Below are 25664 nucleotides of genomic sequence, written 5' to 3'. Positions count from 1 at the left end.
TTTCCTTCACGTCGCTTCTACCGCCGCTAGTTTGCGCGAATGGAGTCGCCATTTACAAGGGCCGATTGCCAAAAACCGTGCGAAGCCCTTGATAAATCAGGGTTACTCCGTACGGATCGCAAACTTTTTCGCACCTCCTTTTAAGTGCCCTCTGCGTTATTCGTGCCTTTTGCTTAGCTAATGCGTTTTACGTAAATCCGGTGATTCAAACGGGATTAGGGATATCGATAAAGAGGTGTTCGATATCGAACTGCTCGGACAGATGCTTGCCCACCGCCTGCACGCCGAAGCGCTCCGTTGCATGGTGGCCGGCCGCGAGAAATGTGACGCCGCTTTCCGCCGAGGTGTGCATGACCGACTCCGACACTTCGCCGGTCAGGTAGACGTCGGCACCCGCGTTGATGGCCGCGTCGAACATGCCTTGCGCGGCGCCCGTGCACCAGGCCACGCGGCGTAGTTCGCGATCCGCGTCGCCGAACACGAGCGGCGTGCGGCCGAGTGTCTGCTCGACTTGCGCGGTGAAGTGAGCGAGCGTGATCGGCATCGGAAACGTGGCGAGCCAGCCGAGGTCGTTCTCGCCGAAGCGCGCGTCGCTGATCCAGCCCATCTTCGCGCCGATCTGCGCGTTGTTGCCGAACTCGGGATGGTCGTCGAGCGGCAGGTGATAAGCGAACAGATTCAGTTCGTTGGCGATCAGCAGTTTCAGACGCGCATATTTGCGGCCGGTGATCTGCGGCGCCTCGTTGCGCCAGAAGTAGCCGTGATGGACCAGCACGGCGTCCGCGCCCCAGTCGAGCGCGGCCTCCAGGAAGGCCGCCGAAGCGGTCACGCCGGTCGCGAGCTTATTGATCTTGCGACGCCCTTCGACCTGCAGTCCATTGGGGCAATAGTCCTTGAAGCGCGCGGTTTCAAGGAGATTGTTCAAGTACAATTCAAGTTCGATCCGATCCATATAAACCTCTAGTCTTCAGATGCTTAGACGCTTTTGGCTGTTCTTTGCCCAAGCGGTGACCGTGCTGTTGGCGCTCATGTTCATCATTGCGACGCTCAAACCGCAATGGCTGCAGCGCCAGGGGCAATTCGGCAAGCAACTCGCCGAACCGATCGTCGCCCTGCGGGAAGTGGCGCCAGGCATCGGCAGCGGCCCAGCCCAGGCGTCCTATGCGGACGCCGCGCAAAAGGCCATGCCCGCGGTCGTCAATGTGTTCTCCAGCAAGGATGGCTCACTGCCACCCGACCCGCGTGCGAAAGACCCGCTGTTCCGCTACTTCTTCGGCGACAAGAATAAGCGCAAGCAGCAGGAACAGCCCGCGTCGAATCTGGGTTCCGGCGTGATAGTGAGTTCGGAAGGTTACATTCTAACGAACCAGCACGTCGTGGACGGCGCCGACCAGATCGAAATTGCGCTGGCCGACGGCCGCACCACGAATGCGAAAGTGATCGGCGTCGATCCGGAAACGGATCTGGCCGTGCTCAAGGTCAACATGACCAACCTGCCCACCATCACGCTCGGCCGCATGGACCAGACGCGCGTGGGCGACGTAGTGCTCGCCATCGGCAATCCGTTCGGCGTCGGCCAGACGGTGACCATGGGTATTGTCAGCGCGCTCGGGCGCAATCACCTTGGCATCAACACGTTCGAAAACTTCATTCAGACCGACGCGGCCATCAACCCGGGTAACTCGGGTGGCGCACTGGTCGACGTGAAAGGCAACCTTCTCGGCATCAACACCGCCATCTATTCCCGCTCGGGCGGCTCGCTCGGCATTGGCTTCGCGATTCCTGTGTCGACGGCGCGCAGCGTGCTGGAGAGCATCATCACCACGGGTTCGGTCACGCGCGGCTGGATCGGCGTCGAGCCGCAGGACGTCACGCCGGAAATCGCCGAATCGTTCGGGCTGGAGCAGAAGTCTGGGGCGATCGTGGCGGGTGTGCTGAAGAACGGCCCTGCGGACCGCGCTGGCATCAAGCCGGGCGATATCCTTGTGAGCGTGAACGGGCAGGAGATCACTGACACCACTCGCCTGCTGAATGTGATCGCGCAGATCAAACCGGGCACGGCGGCGAAGGTGCACCTCGTGCGCAAGAGCCGTGAGATGGATCTGGACGTCACCATCGGCAAACGCCCGCCTCCACCGAAACAACCGGTTGAGGACAACGGCGGTGGTGGTGATCAGCAGGATGATGATGGGGGTTGAGGTGCGCGGGGGCCAGGTCGTGTTGAGCTACGCTTGCCACCGCCCCGCTTTCATTGCCTCTTCGAGCATGCCGAGCGTGAGCGATCTACCGCCGAGGGTTTCGCGCGCACTGGCGCTGAACGGCGACTTGGCCACGGTGGCGAAGAAAGGGCCAATGTTCAGCTTCGCAGCCGGGTAATGGTAGTGCAGATCGAAACCGCCCACATCCACGCCGAAGCGTGCGGCCCATCTCCTCATAAATTCCGCGATACGCGCTGGATCCATATCCAGATCGTGATACAGGTCCGTGTCCCTCGCCAGTTGGAGCCGACCGACAATCGGTTTTCCGGCATCTTCCGCAACAAACGCGCTCAGACTGCTCCAAGTCTCTGTCTTCACAGGTGAACCTCTGCTTTTACAGGGCCGTTGTATCCAATGGCCAATCGATAAATGATTGTGGACGCACGAAAGCTTCGGATGAACTAACCGCGAGCAACGAGCGCGCAATAAAAAGGGCGGTCTGCAATAGACCGCCCTTTTCGTTTTATTCACGCCTAAGCATTAATCCGACGCGCCCGCGTCCTCAATCACCGCCGGCTGCTTACCCACGATCAACCGCGCCGCAATAATCCCCGCTTCGTACAGCACGATCAGCGGGATCGCCAGAATCAGTTGCGAGAATACGTCCGGCGGTGTGACCACGGCCGAAATCACGAACGCGCCGACGATCACATACGGACGGATCTCCTTGAGCTTCTTGAGCGTGACCACGTTCATCCGAACCAGCAGCACCACGACGATCGGCACTTCGAACGTCACGCCGAACGCGATGAACATGGTCAGCACGAAACTCAGGTAATTGTCGATGTCCGTGGTCATCTCCGCGCCGAGCGGCGCGTTGTAGTGCGCCATGACGCGGAAAATGGTCGGGAACACCACGAAGTACGCGAACGCCATGCCGCACAGGAATAGCGTGTAGCTGCTGCCGACCAGCGGCCCGACCAGTTTCTTCTCATGCTGATAAAGACCCGGCGCGACGAACGCCCAGATCTGGTACAGCACGATCGGCAGCGCGATCACGAAGGCCACCAGCATGGTCACCTTCATCGGCACGAAGAACGAGCCGGTTACGTCGGTGACGATCATCTTGCCGTCCTTCGGCAAGTTCTGCATCAGAGGCCGCGCCAGCAACCGGAAAATATCCGGCGCCCAATACACGAGTCCCACGAACACCACGATGACGGCAAGGCCGGCGCGAATGATACGGTCGCGCAATTCTACGAGGTGGGAAATGAAGGTCTCTTCAGTGCCTTCGTCCTGGGTTTGCTGGGGGTCGCTCACACCGGCCCTCGGTTAGAGATTGTCGTTCTGATCATCAGAAGAAGCGCGTCGGACGACGCATGGTGGCCGGCGTATGCCGCGCCACGCGCGCCGCACCCGACTGCACGCGCGTGCGGCGCGTGGTCGCGCGCTTGTACCAGGTGGGCATGGCCGTCTGCTTGACGCGCCAGTTCTTGCGTTTGGGCGCCGCAGCCGGCGTGCTGCTCGGCCACGACGTATTGCCTGCGTTGCCAACGTCTTCGAGCGCGCCGCCCGCAATGCTCGGCGACACCGACGTGCCGCTGTTCCACGCGTCGTTCAGCTCGCCCTCATGCTTGCGCAGATTGTCCTGAACAGAGGTTTCGACGTTGGTCGCGGCGGCCTCGAACTCGCTTTTCATACGACGCAATTCGTCGAGTTCGATTTCGCGCGTGACTTCGGCCTTCACGTCGTTGATATACCGCTGCGCGCGGCCGAACAACGCGCCGGCCGTACGGGCGACGCGTGGCAGGCGCTCAGGCCCGAGTACGACCAGCGCGACGACGCCGATCAGCGCCATCTTGGTTAGACCGAGGTCCAGCATGAAGTGGAATGTCCGTCAGTAACGCGGTTAAGCCGCGGCTTAGCGGTAATCGCCGGAACGCGGCGCCTTTTCCTTCGCATCCACATCCACGGCGCCGTTACGCGGCAGTTCGCGCTGTTGCGCTTCGCCTGCCGGCGTTTCGGCTTCCTTCATGCCTTCCTTGAAGCCCTTCACCGCGCCACCCAGATCGGTGCCGATATTGCGCAGCTTCTTCGTGCCGAAGACGAGCGCCACGATCAACAACACGATCAGCCAATGCCAAATGCTCAACGAACCCATGACTACTCTCCTTAACCCCGATACCGCACCATGATGCGGTGAAACTCGTGCGCCTTGCGGCATGAATCGAAGCGCGTGCGCTTCATCTATACGTTACCGCGAGTTCTTCCGATTCAACCCGCGACACGGAATGTCATTGTGGCCAGACGATCGCGTCGGCGTCGTTACAATGCGGCAAAAACAACGCTCGCGCTATTGTCCACGAACAAAACTCGCCGCGCCGCCGCGATGCCCTGTCAGCGTTGCCCTGTCAGCCCATGCGCTGCCAGGGGCGAGGTCCCGCGAGAATATGTGCGTGAATGTGATACACCTCTTGCCCGCCGCCAGGGCCGGTATTGATTACCGTGCGAAAGCCCGTTTCGCCACCGGTGTACGCCACGCCCAACTGATCGGCCAGACGCGCGGTCAAGACAAGCATTCTACCAAGCAGCGGTGCATCGCTTTCGGTGCAATTCGACAGCGTGGCGATGTGCTTGCGCGGGATCACCAGCACATGCGTTTCGGCGGCCGGACGAATGTCGCGAAAGGCGACGAACTCTTCGTCTTCGTGGACTTTGGTCGACGGGATCTCGCCGGCGGCGATCTTGCAGAAAAGGCAGTTCGGGTCGTGGCTCATCGTATTCCTGACGCAGTATGGCTGGAGCGCGAAGCGTGCGCGGCGCAGTTCATGTCAGGCCCGGCAACAGTCGGACGAAACTCAGAACCAGCCACGCGGATTCGCGAGCGGCTTGTTATCGTACAGATACAGCCAGCCTTTGATAATACGGTACAACATCCAGATGCTCACGGCCCACAGTACCGGAATGCCGATCACGACGAACAGCAGCACGCCGCCAATCGCATAACCCAGCAGCGCCATCCAGAAAGAGCGGATCTGCCATTCGAAATGGGCTTCGTAGGGCGTGCCCACCACGTCGGGCCGTTTCACGTAGTTGATGATGATCGCGATCAGGATCGTCAGGCCGCCTGTCAGCCAGTGGACCGCGTACAGCGCATACAGCACGTGGGTGAGCGTGCGCAGGCTGCGCTCGCGTTCCGGTTCGAGGGCATTGCGGTAAGCCGGCGGCGGATAGCTTTCGTGCGACTGTTCCATGCTTGCGTCCTCCCGAGGATGCGCGTCAGATGTGTTCAGTGCAATATGGGCGCCGATGCTCGCCACTTCAAGACGGCCGCGGATCGCCGCGGCACAGCCGTCGCTCAGTCGCCGCTCAGTCGCCGTTCTGCTCGCGGTCGCGGCTCTTGCGCAGCGCCTTTTCCTCGATACCCGACATGCCTTCACGGCGCTCGAGTTCGGCGAGCACGTCCGCCGGGCTCAGATCGAAGTGCGACAGCATCACGAGACAGTGAAACCACAGGTCCGCGACTTCGCCCACCAGCGCCTTCGGCGCGCCGCCGTGGCGCGCATCTTTGGCGGCCAGCACGACTTCCGTGGCTTCTTCGCCGATCTTCTTCAGCACCGCGTCGTCGCCCTTGTGGAACAGGCGCGACACGTACGAGACGTCCGGATCGCCGCCTTTGCGGCTGTCGATGATCGCCGCGAGGCGCAGCAGCGTGTCGGTCGTGGAAGCGGGGTTAGCCGACGTGGTTTGCGTGGATTGCGTCATTTGTAGATGTGTTCGGGATCTTTCAGCACCGGATCGACGGCGACCCAGTCGCCATCCTCCACCGAGCCTTCGAATTTCTGGAAAAAGCACGAGTGGCGGCCGGTGTGGCAGGCAATGCCCGACACCTGCTCCACTTTCAGCAGCACGACGTCTTCGTCGCAATCGAGCCGCAGTTCATGCACATGCTGCACGTGGCCGGACTCTTCGCCCTTGAACCACAGCCGCTGACGCGATCGCGAGAAATACACCGCACGGCCCGTTTCGACGGTTTTCGCCAGCGCTTCGCGGTTCATCCACGCGAACATCAGCACGTCGTTCGTCGACGCTTCCTGCGCGATCACGGGCACGAGGCCGTTCGCGTCCCACCTGACCTTGTCGAGCCAATTGATTGCCGAGGGATTCACCACGTCACAACCTCACCGAAATGCCCTGATCGGCCATGAAGCGCTTGGCCTCGCCCACGGTGTGTTCGCCGTAGTGGAAAATGCTCGCGGCGAGTACCGCGTCCGCGTGGCCCTCTTTGATACCGTCGGCCAGATGCTGCAGATTGCCCACGCCGCCCGAGGCGATCACCGGGATCGGCACCGCGTCGGACACCGCGCGCGTGAGCGCGAGGTCGAAGCCGCTCTTGGTGCCGTCGCGATCCATGCTGGTCAGCAGGATTTCGCCGGCGCCGAGTTCGGCCATCTTGCGCGCCCATTCGATCGCATCCAGACCGGTTGCCTTGCGCCCGCCATGTGTGAAGACTTCCCAGCGCGGCGTTTCGCCTTGCACGGAGACGCGCTTGGCGTCGATCGCGACGACGATGCATTGCGAACCGTATTTGTCCGTTGCGTCTTTCACGAGCTGCGGATTCGCCACCGCCGACGAATTCATGCTGATCTTGTCCGCGCCCGCGTTCAGCAGGCGCCGTACGTCTTCGACGGCGCGCACGCCGCCGCCGACCGTCAGCGGAATGAACACTTGCGAGGCGACCGCTTCGATGATCGGCAGGATCAGATCGCGCTGATCCGAGGTCGCGGTGATGTCGAGGAAGGTGAGTTCGTCCGCGCCCTGATCGTCGTAACGGCGGGCGATTTCGACGGGGTCGCCCGCATCGCGCAGTTCGACGAAGTTGACGCCCTTGACCACGCGGCCAGCCGTGACGTCGAGACAGGGGATGATGCGTTTAGCTAGAGCCATGATCTTGCAATTCTGCCAATACCGCTGATGAGGCCGCTCGCCTGGACGAGCGGCACAGTGCCGGCGCGGCGAGCCACGCCGCCGGTGAGTTCCACGCAACCGGCTCGAGACGGTATGCCGGTGTCAGGCCGCGCTGCTCGGACGCCGGTGATTTGATCACCGCGATGCCGAGCGGACGAACGCACGAGGCGCGAGCGGCGAGCCTGCCGGCCCCGCCTCCCCGCCTTAAGCGTCGTCCGATTCGCGCAGCCGGTCTGCGAGGGTTTGCGCCGCCGCAAAGTCGAGATCGCCCGAGTAGATGGCCCGGCCGCAGATCACGCCTTCGATGCCTTCGTCTTCGACTTCGCACAGCGATTCGATGTCCGCGAGGTTCGACAAACCGCCGCTCGCGATCACCGGAATCTTCACCGCGCGCGCGAGACGCACCGTTGCTTCGATGTTGATGCCCTGCAGCATGCCGTCACGGCCGATGTCGGTGTAGATGATCGACTCGCAGCCGTAGTCCTCGAACTTGCGCGCGAGATCGGCCACTTCGTGACCGGTCAGCTTGCTCCAGCCGTCGGTTGCGACCTTGCCGTCTTTCGCATCCAGCCCGACGATGATATGGCCGCCGAACGCCGTGCAGGCGTCCTGCAGAAAGCCAGGATTCTTCACGGCCGCCGTGCCGATGATCACGTACGACAAACCGTCGTCCAGATAGCGCTCGATCGTATTCAGGTCGCGAATGCCGCCGCCCAGCTGAACGGGAATCTCTCCGCCCACCTCTTCGATGATCGCGCGAATCGCGTCTTCGTTCTTCGGCTTGCCGGCGAACGCGCCATTCAGGTCGACGAGGTGCAGACGCCGGGCACCGCGATCGACCCAATGTCGGGCCATCGCCGCCGGTTCCTCGGAAAATATCGTCGCCTGGTCCATATCGCCCTGTTTGAGGCGTACACACTGACCGTCTTTCAGGTCGATGGCGGGAATCAGCAGCATAGCAATCGGGTGTTGTCTGGGAATGGGTTGAGGGTCGGCGCGAGCGGCTGAAGGTCCAGCCCGCCGGGACGCCGTTTCGCTAGTTTAGTACAACTCTTTCGACGCCCTTGCGTGGCGTCGTGGGCAAGCGAAATCGTGGTGTCGCAATTGTGGCGCACGGCGCCCGTTCCGCTTATGGCGGAGCGACGCACGGCAACAGGATGAAGAAAGGCGCTCACGGGTTCCAGTGCACGAAGTTGCGATACACGCGCAGCCCCGCTTCGGCGCTCTTTTCCGGGTGGAATTGGGTCGCGAAGATGTTATCCCGCGCCACCGCCGAGGTAAAGGGCACGCCGTAGACCGTTTCGCCCGCGGTATGGGCGGCGTTGTCCGGCACCACATAGTAGCTGTGCACGAAGTAGAAAAACGCGTTGTCGGCGACACCGTCCCACAGCGGATGCGGCTGCGTCTGACGCACGCGGTTCCAGCCCATTTGCGGGACCTTGAAGCGCGAGCCGTCGTCCTGCAGTTGGCCTTCCAGGTCAAAGCGCAGCACCTTGCCGGGCAGCAGGCCGAGGCCGGGCGTGTCGCCCTCCGCGCTCCAGTCGAACAGCATCTGCTCGCCGATGCACACGCCCATTAGCGGCTTGCTGCGCGATGCTTCGATCACCGCGTCCTGCAGGCCGGACTCGCCGAGACTGCGCATGCAGTCGGGCATCGCCCCCTGGCCTGGCAGCACCACGCGGTCGGCGGCACGAATCGCCTCCGGCCGGTCGACAATCGCCACATCCGCTTCCGGCGCGGCTTTGCGCAGCGCCTGGGCAACCGAACGCAGGTTGCCCATTCCGTAATCCACAATCGCTATCGAAGTTTTCATTTCAAGTTAGGCAGCAATGCCTTCAATCCATCGACGATGAATTCCACCGCCAGCGCCGATAACATCAAACCCATGAGCCGCGTACCGATGTTGATACCCGTGCGACCGACCCAGCGGGCAATCGGTTCGGCGAGGCGCAGCGAAAAAAAACAGATCGCCGCCAACACCGCGCCGATCGCGACGAGGCTGATGCGGTCGTACCAGTGCGCCGAACCGGCCGCATAAATGATCGTGGTGCTGATCGCGCCCGGACCGGTCAACAGCGGAATCGCCAGCGGCACGACCGCGATGTTGTCCTTCTGCTCGGCTTCATGGCGCTCTTCCGGCGTGGAACGGCTGTTGCCGATCTGCGCGTTCAGCATGTTGATCGCCATCAGCAGCATGATGATCCCGCCGCCCACTTCGAGCGAGCCGACCGAAATGCCGAAGAAGCTGATGATCTGCTGCCCGAGCAGCGTGGTCACCGCAATCACGCAGAACACCGAAATCGCCGCGATCCGGATGGTCCTGCGCCGCTCGGCGTCGCTCTGATTCGCCGTGAGGCTCATGAAAAACGGAATGGCGCCGACCGGGTTGATCAGCGCCAGCAGCGAAATAAACGACTTCAGAATGTCCATCGCACACCGGGCGCGAGCGCAATCGGCGCCGCTCCCGGTCCAGGTAAATGAGCCAGCTAATGAGCGCTTAAAGGCTGCCCTTGGTCGACGGAATCTGCCCCGCCGCGCGTTCGTCCAGTTCGGTAGCCATGCGCAACGCACGCCCGAACGCCTTGAACACCGTTTCCATCTGGTGATGAGCGTTCAGGCCGCGAAGGTTGTCGATATGCAGCGTCACGCCGGCGTGATTCACGAAGCCGCGGAAAAATTCGATGGATAGATCGACGTCGAACGTGCCGATACGCGCGCGCGTGAACGGCACATGGAATTCGAGCCCCGGACGGCCGGAAAAGTCGATCACGACACGCGACAGCGCTTCGTCGAGCGGCACGTAAGAATGGCCGTAACGGCGGATGCCCTTCTTGTCGCCGATCGCTTTCGCAACGGCCTGGCCGAGCGTGATGCCGGTGTCTTCGACCGTGTGATGGTCGTCGATATGCAAATCGCCATGCGCTTCGATCTCGAGGTCGAACAATCCATGCCGCGCGATCTGGTCGAGCATGTGGTCCAGAAACGGCACACCGGTGGCCAGCTTCTGCTGACCGGTGCCGTCCAGATTGATCTTCACACGGATCTGCGTTTCGCTGGTGTTGCGAACGACTTCCGCAAGGCGCATGGTAATTCCTCGAATCTAGCTAGAAAGCGATAGGTAGGTGGGATGGGAAAACGTCGGGCCGCGCGTGCTTTCCGCAGTCGGGACAAGCGTTTGCGCGGCCATTCGGCACGCTTTCAATGCAATACGAGCTTCAGTCCGGCGAGCAACTGCGCGTTTTCTTCCGGCGAACCGACGGTCAAACGCACGCAATTGGCCAGCAATGGATGCATTTTACTCACGTTTTTGATCAAAACCCGCGCCGCCAGTAGCGTTTCGAACAGGACCGATGCATCCGGCACGCGCACCAGCAGGAAGTTGCCGGCGCTTGGGAACACTTCGGCGCCCGGCAACTCGGCCACCGCGTGCGCGAGTTTCGTCCGTTCGTCACGCAATTGCGCGGCTTGGGAATCGAGCACGTCGATGTGATCGAGCAGGAAATCGGCGGCGGCTTGCGTGAGCACGTTGGTGTTGTACGGAGGCCGCACCTTGTCGAATTCGGTCAGCCAGGCCGGCTTGCCGACCAGATACCCGAGACGGATGCCGGCCAGACCGAGCTTGGACACCGTGCGCATGACTACGACATTGTCGAACGCGTCGGCGCGCGGCAGCCAGCTTTGCTGCGCGAACGGCTGGTAGGCCTCGTCGATCACCACGAGGCTCTTATTGGCCGCAGCGATGATGCGCTCCATGTCGGCGTCGTCGAACAACGTGCCGGTCGGGTTGTTCGGATACGCGAGATAAACGATCGCCGGCTGGTGCTCGGCGATGGCGGCCAGCATCGCTTCGGTGTCGAGCGTGAAATCCGCCTTCAGCGGCACGCCGACGAACTCGAGATTCGCCAGTTTCGCCGACATCTGATACATCACGAAGCCCGGCACCGGCGCGAGCACCTTGGCGCCCGGCTGCGCGCACGCGACCGACACCATGCTGATGATTTCGTCCGAGCCGTTGCCGAGCAGCACGTCACAGCCGGCGGGCACTTTCATCACACGCTTGATCTTCTCGATCAGCGCATCCGGGCGCGGCGCCGGATAGCGGTTCAGCGCGACCCCGGCCAGATGCTCGCCCAGATGCGCGGCCAGCACCGGCGGCAGCGGGAACGGGTTTTCCATCGCGTCGAGCTTGATATAGCCCGTCGCGTCCGGAACCGGATAGCTCGTCATCGCGAGCACGTCGCGGCGGATGATGTCTTGAGGTGTCGTCATAGGTCGGTGGAGCGGGCCGCGAGGAAACGCCGGCCCGGCGTCGGCGGCATGCTGGCCGCCCCAGGTTGGTCTCTGTTGTCGTTATTGAACGTGGAACCGCGCGCAATCCGTCGCTGGCGTTCGCGGGCATCGGCTCGATGCCCGCGGTTCGAGCGCCGGATTCGACGCCCTCAGCCGTTTTGCCGCATCCGGTATTCGGCGCTGCGGGCATGCGCCTGCAGGCCTTCGCCGTAAGCGAGTTCGGCGGCAATCTCGCCGAGCGTCTGCGCGCCTTCCGCGCTGACCTCGATCACGCTCGAACGCTTGAAGAAATCATAGACGCCCAAAGGGGACGAGAACCGTGCGGTACGAGACGTAGGCAAAACGTGATTGGGCCCCGCGCAGTAGTCGCCGAGGCTTTCGCTGGTGTAGCGGCCGAGGAAGATCGCGCCGGCATGGCGGATCAGTTGGCCCCACTGCTGCGGCTCCAGCGCCGAAATTTCGAGGTGTTCCGGGGCGATGTCGTTGGCGATCGCGCAGGCTTGCTCCATGTCGCGCACCTTGATCAGCGCGCCGCGGCCTTCCAGCGATGCCTGGATCACATCGCGGCGCGGCATGGTGGGAAGCAGTTCGTCGATCGCATCTTTCACGCGGCCGATGAACGCGTCGTCCGGACACAGCAGAATGGACTGCGCGAGTTCGTCGTGCTCGGCCTGCGAGAACAGGTCCATCGCGACCCAGCGCGGGTCGGTCGTGCCGTCGCACAGCACGAGAATTTCCGACGGCCCGGCGATCATGTCGATGCCGACCGTGCCGAACACCCGGCGCTTGGCCGACGCGACATAAGCGTTGCCGGGACCGCAGATCTTGTCGACCGCGGGCACCGTTTCCGTACCGTACGCGAGCGCGCCGACCGCCTGCGCGCCACCGATCGTAAACACGCGATCCACGCCGCCCAGCAGCGCGGCAGCGAGCACCAGCGGATTCTTCACGCCGTCCGGCGTCGGCACGACCATGACGATTTCGCGCACGCCGGCCACGCGCGCCGGAATCGCGTTCATCAGCACCGACGACGGATACGCCGCCTTGCCGCCCGGCACGTAGATACCCGCGCGATCGAGCGGCGTGACCTTCTGGCCGAGCACGGTGCCGTCGGCTTCCGTGTATTGCCAGCTATGGCTGCCGCATTCGATCTTCTGCTTCTCGTGATAGCCGCGCACCCGCGCCGCCGCCGCTTCGAGCGCCGCGCGGCGCTTGGGCTCCAGACCTTCCAGCGCCGCTTCCAGCTCCGCCATCGGCAGTTCGAGCGCGCTCACGCTCCTGGCTTCGACACGGTCGAAGCGGCTCGTGTATTCGAGCACCGCGGCGTCGCCGCGCGCCTTCACGTCGTTCAGAATCTGCGCGACCGAGCGCTCGATTGCTTCGTCTTCGCTCGCCTCGAACGCGAGCACCGCGTGCAGCGACTTCTGGAAGTCGGGAGCAGTGGAATCGAGTTTGCGAATCTTGATAGACATACGGGTATCCGTTTCGGTAAGGCGCGCTCTAGAACGTGGTCACACCAACACGATCAGTATCAGGCCGTCGTCGAGCCGGCTTTCGACGCGCGTTCGAACGCGTCGAGGATCGGCCGCAACGCGGCGCGCTTGAGCTTGAGCGCCGCCTGGTTCACAACGAGGCGCGACGAAATCTGCATGATCTCCTCCACCTCGACAAGATTGTTGGCGCGCAAGGTGTTGCCCGAGCTCACCAGGTCGACAATTGCGTCGGCCAGGCCGACCAGCGGCGCCAGTTCCATCGAGCCATACAGCTTGATCAGATCGACGTGCACGCCCTTGGCGGCGAAATGCTCGCGCGCGGTTTCAACGTACTTGGTCGCCACGCGCAAGCGCGCGCCCTGGCGCACCGCGTTCGCATAATCGAAACCGGCCGCGACCGCGACCGACATGCGGCAGCGCGCGATATCCAGGTCGACCGGCTGATACAGGCCGCTGCCGCCATGTTCGAGCAGCACGTCTTTGCCCGCCACGCCGAAGTCGGCCGCGCCGTATTCGACATAGGTCGGCACGTCGGTGGCGCGCACAATGATCACGCGCACATTGGCGTCCGTGGTCGGCAGGATCAGCTTGCGCGAGGTTTCCGGATCTTCGGCCACTTCGATGCCGGCTGCGGCGAGCAGCGGCAACGTCTCCTCGAAGATACGCCCTTTCGACAACGCTAGCGTGAGCGGCGCGCTCACCGCCGGCGACGACGAAGTTTGCGGCATCGCGCTCATGCCTGGCTCCCCGAGATACGGCGCACCTTCGCGCCGATAGCGGTGAGCTTGGTTTCCATCCGGTCGTAACCGCGGTCGAGGTGATAGATCCGGTCGATCAGCGTTTCACCGTCGGCACGCAAGGCGGCGATCACGAGACTCGCGGACGCGCGCAGATCGGTCGCCATGACCTTCGCGCCGGAGAGCTGCTCGACGCCGCTCACGAGCGCGGTGTTGCCGTCGATCGTGATGTTCGCGCCGAGCCGGTTCAATTCCTGCACGTGCATGAAGCGATTCTCGAAGATCGTCTCGACGACTTGCGAGGTGCCGTTCGCGATCGTATTCAGCGCCATGAACTGCGCCTGCATGTCGGTCGGGAACGCCGGGTATTCGGAGGTGCGGAACGTAACCGCGTTGGGACGCTTGTCCATGCGCACGCGCATCCAGTCGTCGCCTTCTTCGACCGTGACGCCGGCTTCGCGCAGCTTTTCGGTCACCGCTTCGAGAATCAGCGGACGCACTTTACGCAGCATGACGTCGCCACCGGCTGCCGCCACCGCGCACAGGAACGTGCCGGCTTCGATGCGATCGGGAATCACCGTGTGCTTCGCGCCATGCAGCTTGTCGACGCCCTGAATCACGAGGCGATCGGTGCCGATGCCTTCGATCTTTGCGCCCATCGCGACCAGCAGATGCGCGAGGTCGCCGACTTCCGGCTCACGTGCCGCGTTCTCGATGACGGTTTCGCCTTCAGCCAGCACGGCTGCCATCAGCAGATTTTCGGTGCCGGTCACGGTGATCATGTCGGTGACGATGCGCGTGCCCTTCAGACGCTTCGCGCGGGCTTCGATAAAGCCGTGCTCGATCGTGATCTCGGCACCCATGGCCTGCAGGCCCTTGATGTGCTGATCCACCGGACGCGCGCCGATTGCGCAGCCACCCGGCAGCGAGACACGCGCGTGACCGAAGCGCGCGACCAGCGGGCCGAGCACGAGGATCGACGCGCGCATGGTCTTCACCATCTCATACGGCGCGACGAGGTTATCCACCTTCGACGCGTTCAGCGACACGCGGCCTTCGCCGCTCTCGATCTGCACGCCCATCTGGCCGAGCAGCTTGAGCATCGTGCGCACGTCCTGCAGGTCGGGCACGTTCTCCAGATGCACCGGTTCCGCGCTCAGCAGACCCGCGCACAGAATCGGCAACGCCGCATTCTTCGCACCCGAGACGACGACTTCACCCGACAGCGGGTAGCCACCTTCAATGACGAGTTTATCCATGCCTGTCAGTTCCTGATTGACCCGGACTTCGGCCGGGGCTGCTTTGACTGTGTTCGGCGCGCCGCTACCGGCGTCGCGCCCTTCTTGAGTAATTCGCACTAAATTTCCAGATTATGCGTTCTGCCATTCGGCGGGCGTCAGCGTCTTCATGCTGAGCGCGTGGATTTCTTCGCGCATGCGGTCGCCGAGCGCCGCGTACACGAGTTGATGGCGTTGAATCAGACGCTTGCCTTCGAAGCTCGGCGAAACGATGGTCGCAAAGAAATGCTGGCCGTCGCCTTCGACTTCGAGATGCTGGCAGGCGAGCCCAGCCGCGATGTATTGCTTGACCTGTTCGGGAGTCGGCAACATGAGAGAAGCTCCTGATCAGTGGCGCAGTTTGTAGCCGGAAGCGAGCATGCGCATCGCCACCACGGCCAGCACCACAAAGAAACCGGCGACGATCGCGAGGCTCACGAGCGGATTGATATCCGACATCCCGAAGAACCCGTAGCGAAAGCCGTCGATCATGTAGAAAAAGGGATTGAGCCGCGACACTTCACGCCACACCGGTGGCAGCGTGTGAGTCGAGTAGAACACGCCCGAGAGGAACGTGAGCGGCATGATCAAAAAGTTTTGAAACGCGGCGAGCTGGTCGAATTTGTCGGCCCAGATACCCGCGATCAAACCCAGCGTGCCGAGAATCGCCGCGCCGAAAATGGCGAACAGAATGATGAACAGCGGCGCGGTGAAGCTGACGGGCACGAACCAGATCGTCACGATGAACACGCCGAAACCCACGGCGAGACCGCGCACCACGGCCGCGAGCACATAGGCGCCGAACATCTCGTAGTGCGACAGCGGCGGCAGCAACACGAACACCAGGTTGCCCGTGATCTTCGACTGGATCAGCGAGGACGAGCTATTGGCGAATGCATTCTGCAGCACGCTCATCATCACGAGACCCGGAATCAGGAAACTCGTGTATTCGACACCCGGATAGACCTGCACGTGACCGCGCAAGGCGTGACCGAAAATCGTCAGATAGAGCAGCGCGGTAATGACCGGCGCCAGCACCGTCTGGAACGCCACCTTCCAGAACCGCAGGAGCTCTTTGTAAAACAGCGTACGGAAACCGCTCATGCAAGTCCCTCGATCACTTCCGGACCGTTCATTACCTGAACGAACACATCTTCGAGGTCGGCTTTGCGGACCTCGATTTCTTCGAATGTGCAGCCCGCCGTGCGGCACTGCGCGAGAATTTTTTCGACGTCGTCGTAGCTTGCAAGACGCAGCAGATGCTGGCGGCCGTTGCCGTTGCCCGTGCCGCTCTCCACTTCGAGCGGACGCAGATCGGCCGGCAATACGCCTTGCGCGAACCGCAGGAACAGTTGCATACCGGCAAAACGTTGCAGCAGCGTGCTGGTGCGCTCGAGCGCCACGACCTCGCCGCGCCGCAGCATGGCGATGCGATCGCACAGCGATTCGGCTTCTTCCAGATAGTGCGTGGTCAGCACGATAGTGTGGCCTTCGCGGTTCAGGCGCGAAATGAATTTCCACAACGTTTGCCGCAATTCGACGTCGACGCCCGCGGTCGGCTCGTCGAGCACGATCACCGGCGGCCGGTGCACGAGCGCCTGCGCGACCAGCACGCGGCGCTTCATACCGCCCGACAGTGCGCGCATATTGGCGTCGGCTTTGTCGGTGAGGTCGAGATTGGCCATGATCTCGTCGATCCACGCGTCGTTGTTGCGCAGACCGTAGTAGCCGGACTGAATGCGCAAGGTTTCGCGCACCGTGAAGAACGGATCGAACACGAGCTCCTGCGGCACAACGCCGAGTGCGCGACGCGCAGCGCGGAAATCGCTGACCACGTCGTGGCCACGCACGGCGATGCTGCCTTCATCGGCGCGCGCGAGCCCGGCGAGGATGCTGATGAGCGTTGTCTTGCCCGCGCCGTTCGGACCGAGCAGCCCGAAGAACTCGCCCTCTTCAACTGTAAGGCTGACGCCCTTGAGCGCCTGCAAGTCCTTGTAGCGCTTCTTGACGTTACGAATTTCTATGGCTGACATTGACTGTGGGCCGCGTGCGTCGCGGCGCCTAAAGGAGCCCGGAGGGGGCGCACAAATGCTGGAAGAAACGGAATTGGGGCCGGTTATGAGCCCCAAAAAACGTTTGATTATAGGGCAAAAATCGGTGGCCCTATCTCAGGCGGGAGGTTTGGAAGTGACGCGCTCAGAGCGTCAATGTCGCGCCGATAAGAGAGTATCGACGCCGTAGGCTTGCGCGAGGCTGGCGAGACCAGCCGGCAGATTGACGATCTCGAACGCGCCGCCGCGCGCCTGGGCGGCACGCTGCCACGCGAGGAGGACGGCCAGCGCGGACGAATCGAACTGCGCGAGCGGTGCGCAGTCCACGCCGTTCGCGCCCGCCGCGATACGTTGCAAACCCGCCGAGAGCGCGGCGTTCGCGCTCTCGTGGGTCAGCGTCGCGCCGCTCTCGAAGCGGTTGGCGACGGGGCTCAGCACTTCGCTCACGACTGCTTGCCCGCGGCGAGTTGCTGGTTACGCTGCGTGAGGAACTGGATCAGCCCGTCCACGCCCTTCTGCTGAATCTGCTCGTTGAACTGCTGCTGATACGCCTGGATCAGCCATGCGCCGAGCACGTTGATGTCATACACGCGCCAGCCTTGTGGCGTCTTGTACAGACGGTAGTCGAGTTCGATCGGCGAGCCGTTGTTCATCACGACCGAGCGCACCACCGTGTCGGTGTCGTCCGGGTTCATGCGGAACGGCTTGTACTGGATCTGCTGATCGCGCACTTGGGCCAGCGCGCCCGAGTACGTACGGATCAGCAGCATCTTGAACTGCTCGACCACTGCGTTTTGCTGCTCCGGCGATGCGGTGCGCCAGTTGCGGCCCATCGCCAGCTGGGTGGTGCGACGGAAATCCGTGTACGGCAGGATCTTCTCGTTCACGAGTGTGGTGATGTGCGAAATGTCGCCTTGCTGGATCGACTTGTCGGCACGCACTGCATCGATCACCTGCTGGGTGACCGTTTTGATCATGCCGTCGGGGGAATTGGAGTCGACGGTTTGTGCCGAGACGCCGGCGCTGGCAAATGAGAACAGCGCGGCAAACAACGGAATCAAGAACAATTTTTTCATATGGAGCCCTGCCTTAAAAATAGTGCAACCGTTTGAGCCGACATTAACACGCGAGTTCAGCCGCAATCCATGCGCAAACTGCGAGAGTCGTATCGATCTGTTACGGCTGCACGATCAACGCAATTTGAATGACGGAAAGTTGAAACGCGAGGGCGGAACCAGTTGGCCAGCCGGGATCTGCGTCGTTTCAGGGCCGCCGTTGAGGTCGAGCGGCGGCGATTCGACGCTGCCCGACGCGGCTTCCGGCGCTGCCGCCGTGCCCGATGCCGCCTGCGGCGGCGTTGCCGCGGTCGCCCCGGAAGCCGGCGCCGCCTTCGCGGCAGCAGCACCCGGCGTGCCTGCCGCGCCGGCCGTACCCGTCGCGGCGCCAGTCGGCGCACCCGCCGCGCTGCCGTCGACGTCGCCGTAGTTCGGCAGCGGCGCTTCGTCGCCGTAGTTCGGCAGTCCTTGCGCCTGCTTGTTGTCGGACAGCAGGTACTGACGGCGCTGCAGATACGCGTTGCGCACGAACGAATATTTGTCGAGCGCGGCGCCTTCAAGCACATCGCTCGCGCTCAGCAGATTGGCGCGCGTATTGACCACGTTCAGGCCGTACAGCGCCCAGCTCAGACCATCCGGATGAATGTAGCTGAGCGGGTTCACATAGTAATTGCCGATCGATCCGACCGCGTCGCGCACGGTGCTCGGCCCGAACAGCGGCAGCACGAGGTACGGGCCCGCTGGCACGCCGTAGTGACCGAGCGTCAAGCCGAGGTCGTTGTCGTGCTTGGGCAGCTTGGCAAGCGTCGCCACGTCGAACAGACCGCCCACACCGAAGACCGTGTTGATCACGATCCGCATGATGTCTTCGACACCGTCGGTGATCTTCAATTGCAGCAGGTTGTTCGCCGCAATGTAGACGTCGCCGATGTTCGAGAAGAAGTTCGTCACACTGTCGCGCACCGGCTGCGGGGTCGCCCACACGTAGCCCTTCGCGACCGGCTTGAGCGCGTACTGGTCGATCTTGTCGTTGACGGTGAACATGGTGCGGTTCAAGCCTTCGAGCGGGTCGCCCTTGGTCGGCGTCTGCACGGTCGTACAGCCGGCGAGCAGCGTTGCGACTACCGCCAGCCTTGCGACCGGGAAAGCGCGCGCGGCCCTGATGCGTGTGGTCTGCATTCTTGTTCTCCTTATTGAGCGCCCGCGCCGGACGCGGGCAGGCTCGGCGCCACGGGCGCGGGTGTGCTCGCGGCGGCGCCAGGCTTGGACGCACCCGAATCCGCAGCCTTGCTGTACAGGAATTGTCCGATGAGGTTTTCCAGCACGATCGCCGATTGCGTCATGGAGATGGTGTCGCCCGCCTTGAGCATCTCGCTGTCGCCGCCGGGTTCGAGCCCGATGTATTGTTCACCGAGCAGACCCGAGGTCAGGATCTTCGCCGACGTGTCTTTCGGAAACTGGTACTGCTTGTCCAGATCGATCGTGACGACGGCCTGGTACGCGTTGCTGTCGAAGCCGATCGAACCGACGCGGCCAACCGTCACGCCCGCGCTCTTCACGGGCGCGCGCGCCTTCAATCCGCCGATGTTGTCGAACTTGAGCTTCACCGGATAGGTTGCCTGGAACGACAACGAGCTCATGTTGCCGGCCTTCAACGCCAGAAACAGCAACGCCACGAAACCCAACACCACGAACAGGCCGACCCAGAAGTCGAGAGCAGTCTTTTTCATCGTTATCCCAAAGTGAATCCGCCACGCCGTTGGCACTTCCGCCGCGCGCGTCGAATCACGCGCCGCCAGCTAAAAAAGTGCGGCGCAGCCTTAGCTGAACATCAATGCGGTCAGCAGAAAATCGAGGCCGAGCACCGCAAGTGACGCGTACACGACGGTCTTGGTCGTGGCGCGCGACACGCCTTCCGGCGTCGGCTTGGCTTCATAGCCTTGAAACAGCGCAACGAACGTCACCGCGAGGCCGAACACCACGCTTTTGACAACGCCGGCGCCGACGTCGCGCCAGACATCGACGCCACCTTGCATCTGCGACCAGAACGCGCCGGCATCGACGCCGATCAGCAGAACGCCCACCACATAGCCACCGAGCACGCCGACCGCGCTGAAGATCGCGGCGAGGATCGGCATTGAAATGATGCCCGCCCACAGGCGCGGCGCGATCACGACCTTGACCGGGTCCACGGCCATCATTTCCATCGCGGTCAGCTGCTCGCCTGCTTTCATCAAGCCGATTTCAGCTGTGAGCGACGTGCCGGCGCGCCCCGCGAACAGCAGCGCCGTGACCACCGGGCCGAGTTCACGCACGAGCGACAGCGCGACCAGCAACCCGAGCGCCTCCTCGGAGCCGTACCGGTTCAACGTGTAATAGCCCTGAAGACCGAGCACGAAGCCGACGAACAGGCCCGACACGGCAATGATCACCAGCGAATAATTACCCACGAAGTGGATCTGCTTCGTGACAAGACGTGGACGGCGCAACAACGGGAAGAATTCGAGCAGCAGCCGGAAGAAGAAACGCGTGGCATAGCCGGCCGTGCCCAGCCCGTCGAGCACCGAGCGGCCGATCATACTGATCATGGCTGACCTCCGCCGATACCGAAGTCCGCCGCGAGCGGCGTCTTGCTGGGATAGTGAAACTTGAAGGGACCGTCCGGCGCGCCGTCGATGAACTGGCGCACGGTGGGATCGGTCGACTCCCGCAGTTCAGCGGGCGTGCCTTCGGCGTGAACCCCGCCATTGGCGAGAAAGTAGACGTAATCGGCGATCGCGAACGATTCCGGCACGTCGTGCGTGACGAGGATCGACGTGGCACCGAGCGCCTGATTCAGCGCACGGATCAGGTTCGCGGTGATGCCGAGCGAGATCGGATCGAGACCGGCGAACGGCTCGTCGTACATCATCAGTTCGGGATCGAGCGCGATGGCGCGCGCCAGTGCCACACGCCGCGCCATGCCGCCCGAGATCTCCGACGGCAGCAGGTCGCGCGCGCCGCGCAAGCCGACCGCGTTGAGCTTCATCAGCACCAGATCGCGGATCAGTTCTTCGGGAAGGTCGGTGTGCTCACGCAGCGCGAAGGCGACGTTGTCGAACACGGACATGTCGGTGAACAGGGCGCCGAACTGGAACAGCATGCCCATCTTGCGCCGCAGCGCGTAGAGGCCGTCGCGCGTTTGCCGGCCGACGTCCTGGCCGTGGAACAGGATCTCGCCGCGCTGCGCGCGCACGAGGCCGCCGATCAGGCGCAGCACCGTGGTCTTGCCGCAGCCCGAACCGCCCATGACCGCGACCACCTGGCCGCGCTTGAAGCGCAGATTCAGGTTCGACAGGACGAGCCGGTCGCCGTAACCGAAGTCGACGTCGCGCAACTCGAGTAAGGTCTCGGGGGAAGAAGACACGAAACTGACAGTCCTTTTACACGGAAGGCGAATTATAGGGCCACCGTGCAAAAGTTGCCGTGACGCTGCCCCGACCCTTAACCAATTCTCACGATTATTGCGTAAACGCTTGTTGCAGTGCAGAAACGGCCGCCGCCGGATCGGCCGCTTCCGTTACCGCGCGCACCACGGCCGCGCAGCCGACGCCTGTCGCCAGCACGTCGGGCAGCACCTGCAGGTCGATGCCGCCGATCGCCACCAGCGGCACGACGCCGTCGAGCAGTCGCACGTAGCGGGCCAAACGCCGCAGGCCCTGCGGCTCGGTCGGCATGACCTTGGTGGTGGTCGGAAACACCGCGCCCAGTGCAATGTAGCTCGGCCGGAAATGCAGCGCTTTCAGAATTTCGTAGAAACCGTGGGTCGACAGGCCGAGACGCACGCCTCCCGCCGCGAGCGCGGCGAGGTCAGCCGTATGCACGTCTTCCTGACCGAGGTGGACGCCGTACGCGCCGGCTTCGAGCGCGGCCTGCCAGTGGTCGTTGATGAAGACCTGAGCGTCGTACTGGCGGCCAACGGCCACGCAGCGAGCAATTTCGCGCTTCAGTTCGTCGGCGGGTTCGGCGGATTTGCGGCGCAGTTGCACTGTCTTCACGCCAAAGCCCACCACCCGTTCGACCCATTCAGCGGTCGGCAGCACCGGATACAGGCCGAGCCGCTCGGGACAGCGTGCAAAAGCCTGCGGCGGCGCCTCGGGCAAGCCGGCAAGACGCGGGAAGTGGTTGATATCGGCGGGAAAAGCGTCGTCGGCACGAGTTTCGTCGCCGTCGCGCCAGGCCAGCGCCAGGACCAGCGCGTCATGCGGATCGAAACCGCAGTCGAGGAAAGCCGCCAGCGCGGGAATCCAGTCTTCCGCCAGATGGCCTTCCAGGCGGTATTTTTCACCGCCCAGATGCAGCGTGGCCTTTTCCTCGGCGGCTTCGATCACGCCGGCGCCGTGCACCAGCCAGCGCGCCATCTGTTCGCCGTGCTGCTGCGCGTCGGCAATCAAAATCAGGTCGCCGCCGTTCAGTTCCTCCGGCGCGGTCAGACAGATGCGCCACTGCGCATGCGTCGGCGGCCAGTCGCCCAGCCGGGCGCGGATGCGCTCGGCGGCTTCGGTGAGTTCGTCGGCGGGCGGCCAGAAGAGGTCGCGATCCTTCAATGTCAAACTCTGCGTCATGCGGCGCTCCCGTCTTGATGCCAGAACGGCATGCCGACCACCGGCGTGCTCGCGTGCGCGCTTTCGCGCGCGGCCATCGGCCCCGCCAGAAAAGCCTGGCGGCCCGCTTCGACGCCGAGCGCGAAGGCGCGCGCCATTGCGTCGGGGTGCGTGGCCTGTGAGACGGCGGTGTTCAGCAGCACGCCGTCGAAGCCCCATTCCATGACCTGCGCCGCATGCGACGGCACGCCGAGTCCGGCGTCGACGATCAGCGGCACGTCCGGCAGCCGCTCGCGCAACACGCGCAGGCCGTACGGATTGATCACGCCCTTGCCGGTGCCGATCGGCGCGCCCCACGGCATCAGCGCTTCACAACCGGCGTCCAGCAGACGGCGGCCGATCACGAGATCTTCCGTGCAGTACGGCAGCACCTTGAAGCCGTCCTTGACCAGTTGCGCGGCCGCTTCGATCAGGCCGACCGGGTCGGGCTGCAACGTGTAGTCGTCGCCGATCAGTTCGAGCTTGATCCACTCGGTTTCGAAGATTTCGCGCGCCATATGCGCGGTCGTCACCGCCTCGCCGACGGTCAGGCAACCGGCCGTGTTCGGCAGCAGCGGTACGCCGTGGCGCTTGAGGAGGTCGAAGAAGCCCGCTTCCGCGCCGCCTTCGTTCATTTGCCGGCGCAGCGCGACGGTCACCATGCCGGGGAGCGCCGCGTCGATGGAATCGGACAGCGATTGCAGCGACGGATAGCGCGAGGTGCCGAGCAGCACACGGCTCGCGAAGGTCTGGCCGTAGAGCGTGAGCGCGTCGGCAGTTTGGGAGGAGGTCATTTGCATAATCCTTGGTTTCCTGCAATCGGGCATCCCGGCGAGGCGCTCAGCCGCCGGCCACGGGTTGCACGACATCGAGCTTGTCGCCCGCCTGCAGCGCGCGCGCCGCATGCTGGGTGCGCGCCACGAAATCGCCGTTCAGCGCGACCGCGAACGGCGGACGTGCGCCGTACGCGGCGAGCGCGTCGGCGACAGTCGCGCCTTCGGGTAGCGACAACGGCTTCTGATTGATATGAATGTCCATGGTGTTCGAATACGGTTCAATCGATGGCGAAAGCGGCATGGTATGCGGCGCTCGTTTGGGTGTGGACCACTTGCGCAACGCTCATGCCGGCTCCCGCGCGGCGTCCAGTTGAAAGAGCTCGCTCCAGCGCGCATCGCGCTGCCAGTCGGCGAAAGCATCGGCGTCGCCGATGCGGCCGTCGAGCAGCGCCGCGGCGAAGCGCACGGCTTCGTCGGCGACTTCGGGCACGATCATGTAGCCGTGCCGGTACAGGCCGTTCACGCGCAGCGTCTGCGCGCCATCCCACAGCAAGGCCGGACGGTGGTCCGGCAAAGTTGGGCGGCACTGCGAATTCAGTTCGAGGATGCGTGCCTCGCCGAAGCCGGGATGCACGGAAAACGCCGCGCTCAGCAGTTCGAGCGCCGAGCGCACGCTGACCGGCGACATGTCCTCGCCTTCCACTTCGGTGGCGCCGATCACGTAGAGATCGTCCTGCTTCGGCGCGATATAGAGCGGATAGCGCGGATGCAGCAGCCGCACCGGCCGCGTCAGCTTGATACCGGGCGCATGCACGCGCGCGACTTCGCCGCGAATGCCCCGCAGCGTGGGCAGCACGGGCTTCGCGCCGAGGCCGCGGCAGTCGATCGTGACGCGGGCGGGCGGCAGCGCGTGATCGTCGACCGCCGTATTCCAGTGCGTTTCGACGCCACGTTGCGCGAGGCCCGCGGCCAGCGCGCTCAGCACCTGACGGTTATCCAGCTGGCCTTCATGTGGCAACAGCCAGCCCTGATTGAAACGGCCCGCCAACGCGGGCTCGGCGGCGCCGAGTTGCGCGCCCGACAGCGTGACGAAACCGCCGTCCAGCAATTCAGCCGGCGCATTGGAGCGCACGCGGCGCTCGAACAGCGGTGCTTCGGTGCGGTCGGCGTGATGCCAGACGACCAGCGTGCCATTGCGCTGAAAGAACACCGGCTCGGGCAACTCGGCAAGCACTTGCGGCCATGTATCGAGCGAACTCGCGCCAAGGCGCGTGATGAGCAGCTCGGCACTCGCGGCTTCCGCGAGCGGCGCAAGCATGGCCGCGGCGACCCACGCGGCGGCTTGCGAACCGGCGGCATCGCCTCGCTCATACAGCGCCACGCGATGCCCCTCACCGGCGAGACGCCACGCGACCAGCCGCCCGCACAGGCCACCGCCGAGAACGGCGAAATCGGGTTGCGCAGAACGCGTCATCGTGCGCACTCCCATTCAGGATGGCAAGCAAAGGCAAAGCGGCACGGCGCACCAGCGGCGTGCCGAAGAGCAAAACACATATCTGAAGAATAGGCGGTCATCGAGTCCTTTCCGTACGGCCAACAAAACGCACGTACCCAGGACGAAACCGGCGGGTGAGGCCGGCCGGGCAATGCGCGTTCCAATGACTAACGCCGCCCGGCGGGGAATGGAAGACTGGCTGCTTCCGGAAACTTCCCGCGCCGGTATTACCCGGATCGGGTGCAAAGGGTCTCTCTCAGCCTCGCCGCCGCAGCATGAAAACCATGCCGCCTGTGGCGCGAAGCACCCCTGTTTCGTCGAAGTCCATTAGACCATAAAAGACGCGCCCCCCGCAAACCAGCGCCCCGCCGCGCCGCACGCGGTTTGATCCGGCACCATCTTTCGCTTAATCAATACGGCCTGGGGCGGTGCTCTGGCACAATGCCAGCACAGATGCCGCACGAACGCGGCGCGGCCGGCGCACCAGACGGCCACGCCGCGTTCGCGCGGTATCGGGGCGAGGCCTCGCGGCGCAACTTAATTTTCGCTTAAGGGCTTCGCGCCAGAATCGGACGCTCACCCGCGCGTGCGTTCGTCGAGCACGACGCCCGGGCCTGTACCGCAAACCCGCCGCAGGGCAGCCCGCAGACGGACCTGCCCCGATGGGTCAGCCCCACATGGGTCAGCCCCTAATGGGCCAGC

At 63.5% G+C, this 25664-nt stretch carries 32 protein-coding genes and 1 riboswitch; of the genes, 1 reads left to right on the top strand and 31 read right to left on the bottom strand.

Annotation, left to right across the window (positions count from 1 at the left end):
- Positions 1-205 precede the first annotated feature (205 nt).
- Positions 206-952, bottom strand: coding sequence for a Nif3-like dinuclear metal center hexameric protein (locus P0D68_RS28665; protein WP_408301916.1), 747 nt, complete (start codon positions 950-952; stop codon positions 206-208).
- A gap of 19 nt (positions 953-971) precedes the next feature.
- Between P0D68_RS28665 and P0D68_RS28660 the strand changes: the two genes are divergently transcribed.
- Positions 972-2198: a Do family serine endopeptidase gene (locus P0D68_RS28660; protein WP_091798532.1), complete on the top strand. Its 1227-nt coding sequence runs from the start codon at positions 972-974 to the stop codon at positions 2196-2198.
- Between the two features lie 27 nt (positions 2199-2225).
- On the opposite strand, the gene P0D68_RS28655 is transcribed toward P0D68_RS28660, so the two are convergent.
- From P0D68_RS28655 to P0D68_RS28510, 30 genes are all read right to left on the bottom strand, one after another.
- Positions 2226-2576, bottom strand: coding sequence for a DUF1493 family protein (locus P0D68_RS28655; protein WP_408301914.1), 351 nt, complete (start codon positions 2574-2576; stop codon positions 2226-2228).
- A gap of 162 nt (positions 2577-2738) precedes the next feature.
- Positions 2739-3518: a twin-arginine translocase subunit TatC gene (tatC, locus tag P0D68_RS28650; protein WP_091798526.1), complete on the bottom strand. Its 780-nt coding sequence runs from the start codon at positions 3516-3518 to the stop codon at positions 2739-2741.
- Positions 3519-3552: 34 nt separating this feature from the next.
- Positions 3553-4080 carry a Sec-independent protein translocase protein TatB gene (tatB, locus tag P0D68_RS28645; protein ID WP_091798523.1) on the bottom strand — a complete coding sequence of 176 codons (528 nt, stop codon included), beginning with the start codon at positions 4078-4080 and terminating at the stop codon, positions 3553-3555.
- A 39-nt stretch (positions 4081-4119) separates the two neighbouring features.
- On the bottom strand, positions 4120-4359 hold the full coding sequence (gene tatA / locus P0D68_RS28640) for a Sec-independent protein translocase subunit TatA (protein WP_007180217.1): 240 nt from the start codon (positions 4357-4359) through the stop codon (positions 4120-4122).
- Positions 4360-4609: 250 nt separating this feature from the next.
- Positions 4610-4975, bottom strand: coding sequence for a histidine triad nucleotide-binding protein (locus tag P0D68_RS28635; RefSeq protein WP_091798519.1), 366 nt, complete (start codon positions 4973-4975; stop codon positions 4610-4612).
- An 81-nt stretch (positions 4976-5056) separates the two neighbouring features.
- The gene (locus P0D68_RS28630; protein WP_091798516.1) at positions 5057-5452 is read right to left on the bottom strand and encodes a DUF4870 family protein; all 396 of its coding nucleotides are present in this window, start codon (positions 5450-5452) and stop codon (positions 5057-5059) included.
- Positions 5453-5567: 115 nt separating this feature from the next.
- Positions 5568-5963 carry a phosphoribosyl-ATP diphosphatase gene (locus P0D68_RS28625; protein WP_091798513.1) on the bottom strand — a complete coding sequence of 132 codons (396 nt, stop codon included), beginning with the start codon at positions 5961-5963 and terminating at the stop codon, positions 5568-5570.
- The gene (gene hisI / locus P0D68_RS28620) at positions 5960-6370 is read right to left on the bottom strand and encodes a phosphoribosyl-AMP cyclohydrolase (RefSeq protein WP_177205060.1); all 411 of its coding nucleotides are present in this window, start codon (positions 6368-6370) and stop codon (positions 5960-5962) included. Before hisI ends, P0D68_RS28625 begins: the two co-directional genes overlap by 4 nt.
- A gap of 1 nt (position 6371) precedes the next feature.
- Positions 6372-7145 (bottom strand): imidazole glycerol phosphate synthase subunit HisF, encoded by a 774-nt coding sequence (gene hisF, locus P0D68_RS28615; RefSeq protein ID WP_408301910.1) that lies wholly within the window; start codon positions 7143-7145, stop codon positions 6372-6374.
- A gap of 225 nt (positions 7146-7370) precedes the next feature.
- Complete coding sequence (gene hisA / locus P0D68_RS28610) at positions 7371-8123, bottom strand: 1-(5-phosphoribosyl)-5-[(5-phosphoribosylamino)methylideneamino]imidazole-4-carboxamide isomerase (protein ID WP_042329166.1); 753 nt, start codon at positions 8121-8123, stop codon at positions 7371-7373.
- 214 nt (positions 8124-8337) lie between these two features.
- Positions 8338-8979: an imidazole glycerol phosphate synthase subunit HisH gene (gene hisH, locus P0D68_RS28605; protein ID WP_408301908.1), complete on the bottom strand. Its 642-nt coding sequence runs from the start codon at positions 8977-8979 to the stop codon at positions 8338-8340.
- Positions 8976-9596, bottom strand: coding sequence for a MarC family protein (locus tag P0D68_RS28600; RefSeq protein ID WP_408215335.1), 621 nt, complete (start codon positions 9594-9596; stop codon positions 8976-8978). Before P0D68_RS28600 ends, hisH begins: the two co-directional genes overlap by 4 nt.
- A 67-nt stretch (positions 9597-9663) precedes the next feature.
- A complete protein-coding gene (hisB, locus tag P0D68_RS28595; RefSeq protein ID WP_007180208.1) occupies positions 9664-10251 on the bottom strand; it encodes an imidazoleglycerol-phosphate dehydratase HisB in 588 nt (195 codons plus the stop codon).
- Positions 10252-10364: 113 nt separating this feature from the next.
- Positions 10365-11435: a histidinol-phosphate transaminase gene (hisC, locus tag P0D68_RS28590; protein ID WP_408185653.1), complete on the bottom strand. Its 1071-nt coding sequence runs from the start codon at positions 11433-11435 to the stop codon at positions 10365-10367.
- Between the two features lie 170 nt (positions 11436-11605).
- A complete protein-coding gene (gene hisD, locus P0D68_RS28585) occupies positions 11606-12928 on the bottom strand; it encodes a histidinol dehydrogenase (protein ID WP_091798498.1) in 1323 nt (440 codons plus the stop codon).
- Positions 12929-12987: 59 nt separating this feature from the next.
- Positions 12988-13686, bottom strand: a complete 699-nt coding sequence (gene hisG / locus P0D68_RS28580; protein ID WP_091798495.1) for an ATP phosphoribosyltransferase — start codon at positions 13684-13686, stop codon at positions 12988-12990.
- Positions 13683-14945 (bottom strand): UDP-N-acetylglucosamine 1-carboxyvinyltransferase, encoded by a 1263-nt coding sequence (gene murA / locus P0D68_RS28575; protein WP_408301980.1) that lies wholly within the window; start codon positions 14943-14945, stop codon positions 13683-13685. The genes hisG and murA overlap by 4 nt, the downstream gene beginning before the upstream one ends.
- A 111-nt stretch (positions 14946-15056) precedes the next feature.
- Positions 15057-15296: a BolA family protein gene (locus P0D68_RS28570; protein ID WP_006052280.1), complete on the bottom strand. Its 240-nt coding sequence runs from the start codon at positions 15294-15296 to the stop codon at positions 15057-15059.
- 15 nt (positions 15297-15311) lie between these two features.
- A complete protein-coding gene (locus tag P0D68_RS28565; RefSeq protein WP_091798489.1) occupies positions 15312-16067 on the bottom strand; it encodes an ABC transporter permease in 756 nt (251 codons plus the stop codon).
- Positions 16064-16996: an ABC transporter ATP-binding protein gene (locus P0D68_RS28560; RefSeq protein WP_091798486.1), complete on the bottom strand. Its 933-nt coding sequence runs from the start codon at positions 16994-16996 to the stop codon at positions 16064-16066. The genes P0D68_RS28565 and P0D68_RS28560 overlap by 4 nt, the downstream gene beginning before the upstream one ends.
- A gap of 171 nt (positions 16997-17167) precedes the next feature.
- Positions 17168-17461: an STAS domain-containing protein gene (locus P0D68_RS28555; RefSeq protein WP_091798483.1), complete on the bottom strand. Its 294-nt coding sequence runs from the start codon at positions 17459-17461 to the stop codon at positions 17168-17170.
- Positions 17458-18090 (bottom strand): MlaC/ttg2D family ABC transporter substrate-binding protein, encoded by a 633-nt coding sequence (locus P0D68_RS28550; RefSeq protein ID WP_408301904.1) that lies wholly within the window; start codon positions 18088-18090, stop codon positions 17458-17460. The genes P0D68_RS28555 and P0D68_RS28550 overlap by 4 nt, the downstream gene beginning before the upstream one ends.
- A 114-nt stretch (positions 18091-18204) precedes the next feature.
- Positions 18205-19248 carry an MlaA family lipoprotein gene (locus P0D68_RS28545; protein ID WP_408301902.1) on the bottom strand — a complete coding sequence of 348 codons (1044 nt, stop codon included), beginning with the start codon at positions 19246-19248 and terminating at the stop codon, positions 18205-18207.
- A gap of 11 nt (positions 19249-19259) precedes the next feature.
- A complete protein-coding gene (mlaD, locus tag P0D68_RS28540; protein WP_408185648.1) occupies positions 19260-19799 on the bottom strand; it encodes an outer membrane lipid asymmetry maintenance protein MlaD in 540 nt (179 codons plus the stop codon).
- Between the two features lie 90 nt (positions 19800-19889).
- Positions 19890-20657 carry a lipid asymmetry maintenance ABC transporter permease subunit MlaE gene (mlaE, locus tag P0D68_RS28535; protein ID WP_408185647.1) on the bottom strand — a complete coding sequence of 256 codons (768 nt, stop codon included), beginning with the start codon at positions 20655-20657 and terminating at the stop codon, positions 19890-19892.
- Complete coding sequence (locus P0D68_RS28530; RefSeq protein WP_091798466.1) at positions 20654-21475, bottom strand: ABC transporter ATP-binding protein; 822 nt, start codon at positions 21473-21475, stop codon at positions 20654-20656. The genes mlaE and P0D68_RS28530 overlap by 4 nt, the downstream gene beginning before the upstream one ends.
- Before the next feature lie 94 nt (positions 21476-21569).
- Complete coding sequence (gene thiE, locus P0D68_RS28525) at positions 21570-22673, bottom strand: thiamine phosphate synthase (protein WP_408301899.1); 1104 nt, start codon at positions 22671-22673, stop codon at positions 21570-21572.
- Positions 22670-23485, bottom strand: a complete 816-nt coding sequence (locus P0D68_RS28520; protein WP_408301897.1) for a thiazole synthase — start codon at positions 23483-23485, stop codon at positions 22670-22672. Before P0D68_RS28520 ends, thiE begins: the two co-directional genes overlap by 4 nt.
- Positions 23486-23531: 46 nt before the next feature.
- Entirely contained in the window at positions 23532-23729 is a 198-nt protein-coding gene (gene thiS, locus P0D68_RS28515) for a sulfur carrier protein ThiS (RefSeq protein ID WP_408301978.1), read from the bottom strand.
- An 81-nt stretch (positions 23730-23810) separates the two neighbouring features.
- The gene (locus P0D68_RS28510; protein ID WP_408301895.1) at positions 23811-24941 is read right to left on the bottom strand and encodes an FAD-dependent oxidoreductase; all 1131 of its coding nucleotides are present in this window, start codon (positions 24939-24941) and stop codon (positions 23811-23813) included.
- Between the two features lie 217 nt (positions 24942-25158).
- Positions 25159-25283, bottom strand: a riboswitch (TPP riboswitch).
- Positions 25284-25664: the final 381 nt, after the last annotated feature.

It is taken from the genome of Paraburkholderia sp. RL17-380-BIE-A, from assembly GCF_046028085.1.
GTDB lineage: Bacteria > Pseudomonadota > Gammaproteobacteria > Burkholderiales > Burkholderiaceae > Paraburkholderia.
The sequence above is the reverse complement of the archived record's forward strand: the minus strand, read 5'-3'. Positions and strand labels throughout refer to the sequence as shown.